11 protein-coding genes are annotated in these 11,017 nt (G+C 70.4%); all 11 read left to right on the top strand.

Annotated features, from left to right (window positions below; all coding sequences use genetic code 11):
• Positions 1–184: 184 nt before the first annotated feature.
• Positions 185–1,114: a tetratricopeptide repeat protein gene (locus ACK5KK_RS01200; RefSeq protein WP_416888265.1), complete on the top strand. Its 930-nt coding sequence runs from the start codon at positions 185–187 to the stop codon at positions 1,112–1,114.
• A gap of 154 nt (positions 1,115–1,268) precedes the next feature.
• A complete protein-coding gene (rpsD, locus tag ACK5KK_RS01205) occupies positions 1,269–1,898 on the top strand; it encodes a 30S ribosomal protein S4 (protein WP_416888266.1) in 630 nt (209 codons plus the stop codon).
• A gap of 71 nt (positions 1,899–1,969) precedes the next feature.
• Positions 1,970–2,191 (top strand): ATPase, encoded by a 222-nt coding sequence (locus ACK5KK_RS01210; RefSeq protein WP_416888267.1) that lies wholly within the window; start codon positions 1,970–1,972, stop codon positions 2,189–2,191.
• A 57-nt stretch (positions 2,192–2,248) separates the two neighbouring features.
• Positions 2,249–4,909, top strand: coding sequence for an alanine--tRNA ligase (gene alaS / locus ACK5KK_RS01215; protein WP_416888268.1), 2,661 nt, complete (start codon positions 2,249–2,251; stop codon positions 4,907–4,909).
• On the top strand, positions 4,906–5,379 hold the full coding sequence (ruvX, locus tag ACK5KK_RS01220) for a Holliday junction resolvase RuvX (RefSeq protein ID WP_416888269.1): 474 nt from the start codon (positions 4,906–4,908) through the stop codon (positions 5,377–5,379). Before alaS ends, ruvX begins: the two co-directional genes overlap by 4 nt.
• Complete coding sequence (mltG, locus tag ACK5KK_RS01225; RefSeq protein ID WP_416888270.1) at positions 5,379–6,734, top strand: endolytic transglycosylase MltG; 1,356 nt, start codon at positions 5,379–5,381, stop codon at positions 6,732–6,734. Before ruvX ends, mltG begins: the two co-directional genes overlap by 1 nt.
• Positions 6,727–7,560, top strand: coding sequence for a shikimate dehydrogenase (locus ACK5KK_RS01230; RefSeq protein ID WP_416888271.1), 834 nt, complete (start codon positions 6,727–6,729; stop codon positions 7,558–7,560). The genes mltG and ACK5KK_RS01230 overlap by 8 nt, the downstream gene beginning before the upstream one ends.
• 4 nt (positions 7,561–7,564) lie before the next feature.
• The gene (aroC, locus tag ACK5KK_RS01235) at positions 7,565–8,776 is read left to right on the top strand and encodes a chorismate synthase (RefSeq protein ID WP_416888272.1); all 1,212 of its coding nucleotides are present in this window, start codon (positions 7,565–7,567) and stop codon (positions 8,774–8,776) included.
• Entirely contained in the window at positions 8,773–9,288 is a 516-nt protein-coding gene (locus ACK5KK_RS01240) for a shikimate kinase (RefSeq protein ID WP_416888273.1), read from the top strand. Before aroC ends, ACK5KK_RS01240 begins: the two co-directional genes overlap by 4 nt.
• Complete coding sequence (aroB, locus tag ACK5KK_RS01245) at positions 9,285–10,361, top strand: 3-dehydroquinate synthase (protein WP_416888274.1); 1,077 nt, start codon at positions 9,285–9,287, stop codon at positions 10,359–10,361. The genes ACK5KK_RS01240 and aroB overlap by 4 nt, the downstream gene beginning before the upstream one ends.
• A gap of 49 nt (positions 10,362–10,410) precedes the next feature.
• On the top strand, positions 10,411–10,869 hold the full coding sequence (aroQ, locus tag ACK5KK_RS01250; protein ID WP_416888275.1) for a type II 3-dehydroquinate dehydratase: 459 nt from the start codon (positions 10,411–10,413) through the stop codon (positions 10,867–10,869).
• Positions 10,870–11,017: the final 148 nt, after the last annotated feature.

Consider the following 11,017-nt stretch of genomic DNA (forward strand, 5'->3'; position numbering starts at 1 on the left):
TAAGACAGTGCTCGACGCCGCACCCTCTTGTTCAGCGGGTAGGAGCCGACTCCGCCCCGCAGGCGCGTCACGGCAGGAGAAATCACGAAGACAGGATGAATCCGCGCGAATCGTCCTGTACCGGTGATTTCTCCTGTGCCGCGGATAGCGGGCTTCGCCAGGATCGGGATGCGACGATGGGCGGATGACCGACGACATCGACGCACGGATCGACGCCTTCTGGGCGGATGCCGATGACACGCGCCCGGAGGAGATGTGGCGCGCGCTCGACGCGCTGCTGCGGCCGTTGGCGGTCGGCGACCCGCGGGTGCCGTTCGAACGCGCGTCGCTGCATGACTTCTTGGGCGAGGAGGCGGAGGCGATCCCGCTGTACCGCGCCGCGCTCGACGGTGGGCTCTCGGGGGAGTTGCGCACGTTCGCGACGATCCAGCTCGCGAGTTCGCTGCGCAACGTCAATGACGCCTCAGGGGCGATGCGCCTGCTGCAGGGCGTGTCGGCGGACGATCCGCACGCCGACGCCGCGCAGGCGTTCCTCGCGCTCGCGCAGTACGACGACGACAAGGCGCGGGTCGCGCTTCGCACTGCGCTCACCGCCCTTGCGGGAAGACTTCCCGCCTATCGCCGGGCGATCGAGGCCTACGCGGCTGATCTTGCGCCGCTGCGGCGGGTGCGCAGCATCGTCGTCGCACTGATCGTACGGAACGGGTACGTGCTGTGCGAGGAATACCCGGGGCTTGCGGGCGGCGCACCGTTCCTGCGGGCGCCGGGGGGCGGCATCCGCTTCGGCGAGCCCGCCGCAACCGCGATGCGGCGCGAACTGCACGAAGAACTCGGCGTCGATGCCGACGAGGTGCGGCTGCTCGGCGTGACCGAGAACATCTTCGCGGATGCCGCGCACCCCGGCCACGAGATCGTCCACGTCTTCGGCGTGCGAAGTGCGCGCCTCGAAGCCCTCCCTTTGAGTGCCCGTTTGCCCGTGCTCGATGCCGACACGACGGTCGGCTGGTACGCGTTGGATGCCCTTGCCGCGCCCGATGCACCGGCCTTCTACCCCGACGGCATCCTCGACCTCGCACAACAGCTCGCCTCGCCCGGCGCGAACCCGCGGATCTGATAGCCTGGACCGGCTCGAAACCGAGTTTTCGGGCATCCCCCTCCGCTGATCAAGACCTTCCGGCGTGCCCCGGCGTGCAGTCCGGTCAGGGAGCGGAGCGGGAGATACGTCCGCGAGTCGTGACAGTCACGGCCGCGTACCGGAAGGAATCTTCGTGGTCACGAAGTCCCAGGACCGCCGCAAGGTGCGCCTCTCGCGCGCGCTCGGCGTCGCCCTCACCCCGAAAGCCGCCCGCTACCTGGAGAAGCGTCCCTACGCTCCCGGTGAGCACGGTCGCACCAAGCGCAAGGCCGACAGCGACTACGCCGTCCGGCTGCGCGAGAAGCAGCGCCTGCGCGAGCAGTACGGCATCCGCGAGAAGCAGCTGCGCATCCAGTTCAACGAAGCCCGCCGCAAGGACGGCCTGACCGGTGAGAACCTGGTCGAGCAGCTCGAGATGCGCCTGGACGCCCTCGTCGTGCGCGCCGGTTTCGCCCGCACCACGGCCCAGGCCCGCCAGCTGGTCGTGCACCGCCACATCAAGGTCGACGGTCAGCTCGTGGACCGTCCGTCGTTCCGCGTGAAGCCGGGTCAGCTCATCCACGTGAAGGAGAAGAGCGAGTCGCTCGAGCCCTTCCAGGTCGCCGCCGCCGGCGGGCACGCCGAGGTGCTGCCCCCGGTTCCCGCCTATCTCGAAGTGGAGCTCGACAAGCTCCAGGCCCGTCTCGTGCGTCGCCCCAAGCGCGCCGAGGTGCCGGTCACCTGTGACGTTCAGCTCGTCGTGGAGTACTACGCGGCGCGGTAACGCCCATCGCGCACGGGGGTGTCGGGATTCGTCCCGGCGCCCCCGTGGCGTTTGCACCTAACATGGAGTCCATGAAGAACGCGCTGTGGTTCCTGCTGGGCATCGCCGGCGGATTCGTCGTCGCTCACCTCATCGACAGGGACCCACGCGGACACGAACTGATGGCCGAGGTCGATGCGCGCATCACCGAGTTCACCGATCGCATCGGCGAGGCGTACCGTGCGCAGGAGTCGCGGATCGAAGGACTCGCCGACGATGTGCGCCAGGCCACTGCCGAACCAGCCACCGACTGACCCACCGATCGGCTCCACCCCGCGGGGCTCGATTCTGCACGCCCGAGGACCCACCCCATGAGAACTGCGGATATCGCGCAGCGCTACCTTTCCTTCTTCGAGAACAACGGCCACACCGTCGTCCCGTCCGCGTCGCTGGTCAGCCCCGATCCGTCGGTGTTGTTCACGATCGCCGGAATGGTCCCGTTCATCCCGTACCTGAACGGAACCGTTCCCGCGCCGTACCCGCGCGCGGTCGACAACCAGAAGTGCATTCGCACGAACGACATCGAAGAGGTCGGGAAGACCGCCCGCCACGGCACGTTCTTCCAGATGCTCGGCAACTGGTCGTTCGGTGACTACTTCAAAGAGGGAGCGATCGGCTACGCCTGGGAGCTGTTGACGAGTCCGCAGGCCGACGGCGGCCTCGGCTTCGCCGAGAAGGACCTCTGGGTCACCGTCTACGAGGATGACGACGAGGCCGCCGCGCTCTGGCAGAAGGTCGCCGGCGTCCCCGCGGGACGCATTCAGCGGATGGGGCGTGAGGACAACTACTGGTCGACCGGTCAGCCCGGACCTGCCGGACCGGGCTCGGAGAGCTCCTTCGACCGCGGGCCGGCCTACGGGCGCGACGGCGGTCCGGCCGTCGATGACAGCCGGTTCACCGAGATCTGGAACCTCGTGTTCATGCAGGACGCGATCGCCAACGTGCGCTCCAAGGTCGACTTCGACATCGTCGGCGAGCTGCCGAACAAGAACATCGACACCGGGATGGGTCTGGAGCGCGTCGCCTTCCTCACCCAAGGTGTCGAGAACATGTACGAGATCGACCAGGTCCGCCCCGTGCTCGACCTCGCGGTGGAGCTGTCGGGCCGGCCCTACGGCGTCGAGCACGTCGACGACGTGCGCTTCCGGGTCATCGCCGACCACGTCCGATCCTCGCTCATGCTGCTAGCCGACGGCGTCACACCGTCCAACGAAGGCCGCGGGTACATCCTCCGCCGGCTGATGCGACGCAGCATCCGCGCGATGCGCCTCCTCGGCGTCGACGCGCCGACCTTCTCCGAGCTGTTCGCGGTGTCGCGCGACGCGATGAAGAGCGCATACCCCGAGGTGGAGACCGACTGGCAGCGCATCTCGCAGTACGCCATCGCCGAAGAGGAGACGTTCCTGCGCACGCTCGCCGCCGGGTCGCAGATCCTCGACCTCGCGGTGGCCGATGCCCGTCGCGCCGGCACCGGGGCCATCAGCGGCGCCGAGGCGTTCCTGCTGCACGACACGTACGGCTTCCCGGTCGATCTCACCCTTGAGGTCGCCGAAGAGGCGGGTTTGAGTGTGGACCGCGCCGCCTTCGACACCCTCATGCAGGAGCAGCGCACGCGCGCGAAGGCGGATGCCGCGTCCCGCAAGCGCGCGCTGGCCGACCTGAGCGTCTACAGCGACCTGCGCGCGAAGGGAGAGACGGTCTTCACGGGCTACACCGATCTGGAGACCGAATCGACGGTGCTCGGAATCCTGGTCGACGGTCAGCCCGCCGTCCGGGCCGCAACGGGCCAGATCGCCGAGGTGGTCCTGACCGAGACCGCGCTGTACGCCGAGTCGGGCGGACAGGTGGCCGACAGAGGCGTCATCGTCGGTCCCGGGTATGAGCTCGAGGTGCTCGATGTGCAGCGGCCGGTCCCGGGCCTGGTCAGCCACACCGTGGCGGTGACGTCGGGCGAGGTGGGTGTCGGTCAACCTGCGACGACGGTCGTGGATGCCGTGAACCGGCGCGCCGCGCAGCAGGCCCACTCGGCCACGCATCTCGTGCACGCGGCGCTGCGCGACACGCTCGGCGGCAGCGCGACGCAGGCCGGTTCGCTGAACCGGGCCGGGTACCTCCGCTTCGATTTCACCTGGGGGCAAGCGCTGTCGGAGGCCACCCGGTCGGAGATCGAGGAGATCACCAACACCGCCATCCGCGACGACCTCGAGGTCGTCACCCGGGAACTGTCGCTCACGGAGGCCAAGAAGCTGGGCGCCATGGCGTTGTTCGGCGAGAAGTACGGCGACCGGGTGCGGATGGTCGACATCGGCGGGCCGTGGTCGCGGGAGCTGTGCGGCGGCACGCACGTACGCTCGAGCGCGCAGGTGGGACTGGTCTCGCTCGTCGGTGAGTCATCGGTCGGTGCGTCCAACCGTCGCGTCGAGGCGCTCGTGGGTGCGGACGCGTTCCGCGAGCTGGCCGCGGAACGCGCGATCGTCTCGCAGCTGACGGCGTCGCTGAAGACACCTCGCGAGCAGTTGCCGGCGCGCATCGCCGAGCTCGCGGCGAACCTGAAGGCGGCCGAGAAGCGGATCGCGCAGTTTGAGGCGAAGGCGCTCGGTGAACGCATCCCCGACCTCGTCGCCCGTGCGCAGCGGGCGGGCGAAGTCACCGTCGTGGCCGAGTCGCTGGGGTCGGTTCCCGGCGCCGATGACCTGCGCACGCTCGCGGTGCAGGTGCGCGACCGGCTCGGCTCGGACGCCGCAGTGGTCGCGCTGGCGGGCGAGACTGGAGGTCGAGCGTTCGTGATCGTTGCGACCAACGACGCAGCGAGGACCGCCGGCGCCAAGGCCGGCGCGCTGGCCAAGGCGGCAGCCGGGGTGCTCGGCGGCGGAGGCGGCGGGCGAGACGATGTCGCGCAGGGCGGCGGCACTGACGAGTCGGCCATCCCGGCCGCGCTGGCGGCGGTGGCCGCGGCGGTGGCCGGCGCGTGACGGGCTTTCGCTCCGGTGTGCGGCTCGGCGTGGATGTCGGGTCGGCCCGGGTGGGGGTCGCGCGCTGCGACCGGGACGGGCTGCTTGCGGTACCGGTGGAGACCGTCCCGCGCGACGACGCGTCGGTGCGGCGGGTGTCGGCGCTGGCGGAGGAATACGAGGCGATGGAGGTGCTCGTCGGCCTGCCGGTGAGCTTGAGCGGCAACGAGACCGCGTCGACGGCGGATGCCCGGATGTTCGCGGCGCACCTGGCCGCGGCATCCGATCGGCCGATCCGGCTGGTGGACGAACGCCTCAGCACGGTGTCCGCGCACGCTGCGTTGCGCGCATCGGGGCGGTCGCAGCGGTCGTCTCGTAAGATGGTCGATCAGGTTGCTGCGGTGGTGCTGCTGCAGCAGGCGATCGACGTGGAGAAGTCGACCGGGACGCCTGCCGGTGAGCTTCTCAACCCTGTGCAGGAGCCGAGCTGATGCCCGAGAACCCTCCGATGGACTCGAACGAGCCGGCGCCCGGGAGCCGCCGTGCTCGGCGAGCCGCGGCGGAAGCCGCCGCTCACGCGACCCGTGCCGCGGAGACCCCCGCGCCCGACGTGGCGGAGGCACCCGCACCCCGCGCCGCGGAGGCGCCTGCGCCGGGGGCGACGGGGACGCGTGCGCCGTCACGCCCGGCGAGCATCGACGTGTTGTTCGCCGAGACCGCCACCGACCCGGGCGCGCCGGCGTCGCGGCACGATCGCGACGCCAAGAAGAGCCGCGTCGCCAAGTGGGTGGCGCTGATGATCGTCCTCGCGATGCTGGGCGCGCTGGTCGCCGGCGGTCTGTGGGTGTGGAACACCTACGAAAAGCCGCTGCGCGAACTGTTCGGCTGGACCGAGCCGCGCGACTACGAGGACGGGCTGGCCACCGGCGAGGCGGTGGTCACGATCGTGACCGGCGACACCGGCGAGTCGATCTCTACCACCCTGTTCGAGGCGGGCGTAACCAAGACGGCGGGCGCGTTCTACGAGTACCTGATCTCCACCCGGCAGGATCCCACGTTCCAGCCCGGGGTGTACGCGCTGCAACAGCGCATGAGTTCGTCCGCCGCGTTGAACGCGCTGGAGGACCCCGCGAACAAGCGGGAGAACACCGTGCTGGTCATCGAGGGGATGACGACGAGTCAGGTGGTGGGGGCGATCGCCGCCGGCACCGGGCTGGACGAGGAAGAACTCGCGTCGGCAGCCGCCGACGCGACCCAGTTCGGCGTCCCCGCCGAGGCGCCGAGCATCGAGGGTTATCTGTTCCCGGCGACGTACACCTTCGCCCCGGAGGTCACGGCGACCGAGGCGCTGCAGCGCATGGTCGACGAGACCTTCGCTCGGCTCCGCGGGCTCGGCGTCACACCGGAGGAGAGCCTCCCGGTGTTGACCCTCGCGGGGCTGGTGCAGAAGGAATCCGGTCCCGACACCGAGGACATGCGCAAGATCGCGCGAGTTTTCCTCAACCGCGTCGCGGACGGGATGCTGCTGCAGTCCGACGCGACCGTGGCGTACGGAGCCGGGACGACCGGCACCGTCTGGACCACGCCGGAAGAGCGCGCCGACGCGTCGAACCCCTACAACACGTATGTGCACGAGGGCATGCCGGTCGGTCCCATCTCGAACCCCGGCGAAGACGCCATCGCCGCGGCGATCGATCCCGCCGAGGGCGACTGGCTCTACTTCGTCGCGGTCGACCTGCGCACCGGCGAGACGGCGTTCTCCGACACGTACGAGCAGCACCTCGCCGCCGTTGAACAACTCGACGTGTGGTGCTCCGACTCCGAGAACGCGTCGTACTGTGAGTGAGCCCACCGCTCTGGAGGTTTGGGGCGATCCGATCGCGCACAGCCTCTCGCCCCGCATGCACCGCGCCGCGTACGCCCTCCTGGGCCGGGACTGGAGCTACGGCCGGCGCCAGGTCTCGATGGGGATGTTCGCGGCGACCCTCACGGGATTGGACGCGCGGCATCGGGGTCTGTCGCTGACGTTCCCTTTGAAGGCGGTCGCGTATGAGGCCGCGGTCGAACGCGATCCCGATGCCGAACTGACCGGAGCCGCCAACACGCTGCTGCTCACCCCGGACGGTCCGCACGGTTTCAACACCGACGTCTACGGACTGGCGACCGCACTGACCGAGCGCGGCATCACCTCCCACGACACCGCCCGCATCGTCGGGGCCGGCGCCACGGCGACGTCGGCGCTGGTCGCCCTGCATCGGATCGGTGTGAGCACGGTCTACATCGCCGCCCGCAACGCGGGGCGCGCGCGTCCGCTGCGAGAACTGGGAGAGCAACTGGGCCTGCGCGTGCGTGCGCATCCGCTCTCCGCCACCCCGGAACCGGTCGAGGTGACCGTCGCGGCCCTCCCCGGCGGCACTCCGGTCGGTGCCGCCGTGGCCGAACCGCTCGCCGCGGCCGGCGGCCTGCTGCTCGATGTGGTCTATGGCCACTGGCCCACCGATCTGGCCCGCGCGTGGCATCGCGTCGGCGGGGACGCGGTCGACGGACTGGGGATGCTGCTGCACCAGGCGGTCGGTCAGGTGCGCATCTTCTCCACCGGGGACCCCGGTCGCGCGCTCCCCGATGAGCCCGCCGTCATCGACGTCATGCGTCGCGCGCTCGTGGAAGGATAGAGCAATGCTCCGCGTGCTCACGGCCGGCGAATCGCACGGCCCCGAACTCGTCGCCCTCATGGAGGGTCTTCCCGCCGGCGTCCCGGTCTCCCGGGCCGCGATCCAGGCCGATCTCGCGCGCCGGAAGCTCGGCTACGGGCGCGGGTCGCGCATGAAGTTCGAAGAGGACGAGCTGACGATTTCGACCGGCGTGCGCCACGGCTTCTCGCTGGGCAGCCCGATCGCGGTGCGCATCGGCAACACCGAGTGGCCCAAGTGGGTCGAGGTCATGAGCGCCGAACCGGTGGAACTGACCGACAGATCCCGTGGTCGCGGTGCCCCGCTCACCCGTCCGCGGCCCGGTCACGCCGACCTGGTCGGCATGCAGAAGTACAGTTTCGACGAGGCCCGGCCCATCCTGGAGCGCGCCAGCGCCCGCGAGACCGCCGCGCGCGTCGCTCTCGGTGCCATCGCGCGCGCGTTCCTCGGCGAGCTCGGCATCCGTCTGGTCAGCCACACCCTCTCGATCGGCCCGGTGCAGGTGCCGGACGGTGCGGCGCTGCCGACCCCCGACGACGTCGACGCGCTCGATGCCGACCCGTTGCGGTGCTTCGACGCCGGCACATCGGCCGCGATGGTCGCCGAGGTCGACGCCGCCAAGAAGGACGGCGACACGCTCGGCGGCATCGTCGAAGTGCTCGCCTACGGCGTGCCCCCCGGGCTCGGCTCGCACGTGCAGTGGGACCGCAAGCTCGACGCGAAACTCGCGCGGGCGCTCATGAGCATTCAGGCGATCAAGGGCGTGGAGATCGGCGACGGGTTCGAGACGACCCGCCGCCGCGGCTCTGCCGCCCACGACGAATTGTTCGTCACCGACGACGGCATCGCCCGCGCCAGCGACCGCGCCGGCGGCACGGAGGGCGGCATGTCGACCGGGACGGTGCTGCGCGTGCGCGCGGGCATGAAGCCGATCGCCACGGTGCCGCGCGCGCTGCGCACGATCGACACCGCCACCGGCGACGCGGCCACCGCGCACCACCAGCGCTCGGACGTGTGCGCCGTGCCGGCCGCGGGTGTGGTCGCCGAGGCGATGACCGCGATCGTGCTGGCGGAGGCCGTTCTGGAGAAATTCGGCGGCGACAGCGTCGCCGAGACCCGGCGCAATCTCGACGGCTACCTCGCGGCGATCCCCGACACGCGGCGCACGACCGGCGCCAGCGACGACGCGCTCGGATGAGTGCGGCGGGAGTCGTCCTCATTGGGCCGATGGGGGCCGGCAAGACGAGTGTGGGCCGACGCGTGGCCCGCCGTCTGGGCGAGCGGTTCGTCGACACCGATGTCGCGTTCGTGCGCGCGCACGGCAAGATCGAGGACGTGTTCACCGCTCACGGCGAGGACCACTTCCGCGCGCTGGAGCGCCAGATCGTGGCGGAACACCTCGCTGACGGCGGGGTGATCGCGCTCGGCGGTGGAGCCGTGCTGCATCCGGGCACGCAGACCGACCTGGCCCGGCATCGGGTGGTGCTGCTGACGGTCGCGCCGGAGCGCATCGCCTCCCGCATCCGTGGCTCGACCCGTCCGCTGCTGCAGTCGGACGATCCGCTGGCCCGCTGGCGCGCCGTGTGGGAGCAGCGCCGCCCGCTCTACGAGCGACTGGCCGACGTGATGTTCGACACGTCCGAGGGTCCGCTGAGCGACGTCGTGGACGCGGTCGTCGACTGGGCACAACACACGGAGGAGACGCGATGAGCGACCGCACGGTGATCCCGGTGGCGGGGGAGACCCCCTACGAGGTGACGGTCGGGCGAGGTGTCCTGCCGCACCTGAGCGATGCCCTGCCGGCCGCCGCGCGCAAGGTGCTCGTGGTGCATCCGCCGACGCTCGCCGAGCGCGCCGAGCAGTTGCGTGCCACCCTGTGCGGCGACCGCGAGGTGCTGCTGGCCGAGGTGCCCGACGCGGAACAGGGCAAGCGCGTCGAGGTGGCCGCGTTCTGCTGGCAGATCATGGGACAGGCCGACTTCACCCGCACCGACGCGGTCGTCGGGTTCGGCGGCGGGGCGGTCACCGACCTCGCCGGCTTTGTCGCGGCGACGTGGTTGCGTGGGGTCGCCGTCGTGCAGGTGCCGACGACGGTGCTCGGCATGGTGGATGCTGCAGTGGGCGGCAAGACCGGCATCAACACGGCCGAGGGGAAGAACCTCGTCGGGGCGTTCTGGCCGCCGCGCGCCGTGATCTGCGACCTCGATCTGCTCGACTCGCTCAGCGCGAACGAGCGCGTCGCCGGGTTCGCCGAAGTCGTCAAGGCGGGCTTCATCTGGTACCCCGAGATCCTCGATCTGATCGAGACCGATCCCGCGGCGGTCGTCGACCGCCACTCCGACGCGTTCCGTCGCTGCATCGAGCTGGCCATCGAGATGAAGGCCCGGGTCGTGGGGGAGGACCTGCGCGAGGCGGGCCTGCGTGAGGTGCTCAACTACGGGCATACGCTGGGCCACGCCATCGAGCACGCCGAACGCTACCGGTGGCGGCACGGCGCGGCGATCTCGATCGGCATGATGTACGCGGCGGAACTGTCACGGCTGGCGGGCCGGCTCTCGGACGCGGCGGTGGAGCGCCACCGCGGCATCCTCACCTCACTCGGACTGCCGACATCGTATCGGGCCGGGGCATGGCCGCAACTGCTGGCGACGATGCAGCGCGACAAGAAGGCCCGCGGCGGGATGCTGCGGTTCATCGTGCTCGACGACATCGCCAAACCGACGGTGCTGCAGGCACCCGACGAGTCGCTGCTGTTCGCCGCCTACCAGGAAGTGAGCCAGTGACGACGCGGGTTCGGCCGGTGCGCGCTGTGGCGGTCGGTAGAGTTCTGTGGTGACCTTTCCCCGACGTCTGCTGCTCGTGAACGGTCCGAACCTCAATCTGCTCGGCATGCGAGAGGCGGCGATCTACGGGCACGAGACCCTCGCCGACGTGGAGCGTCTGGTGACCGAGACCGCCGCCGCCCGCGGCGTGCAGGTACGGGCGGTGCAGTCCAACCACGAGGGCGTCCTGATCGACAGCATCCACGAGGCGCGGGGGGACTGCGCCGGGATCGTCATCAACCCCGGCGGGCTGACCCACACGTCGGTGTCGCTGCGCGACGCGCTCAGCGGCGTGTCGCTGCCGGTGGCCGAGGTGCACATCTCGAACGTCTACGAGCGTGAACCCTTTCGGCATCACTCCTACGTGGCCGATGTCGCGGTGGTGCACGTCGTCGGTGAGGGTGTCGCCGGGTACGCGCGTGCGACGCAGCTGCTGCTCGACGTGATCGCCGGCGCCGCCGACGGCTGACCGCGCTCCCCGGGCTCACGGATTCGGATGTCGTCGCCGGATTCGGACCCGGCCGCGCCCCAGCATCCGAATCCACGAACACTCACCGAATCTGCGGTCGGCGGCGTATCCCGTAGAATCGGATGCCGGTCATCCGACCCGCACGCAC

The sequence above is a fragment of the Microbacterium sp. genome (assembly GCF_047972865.1).
Classification (GTDB): domain Bacteria; phylum Actinomycetota; class Actinomycetes; order Actinomycetales; family Microbacteriaceae; genus Microbacterium.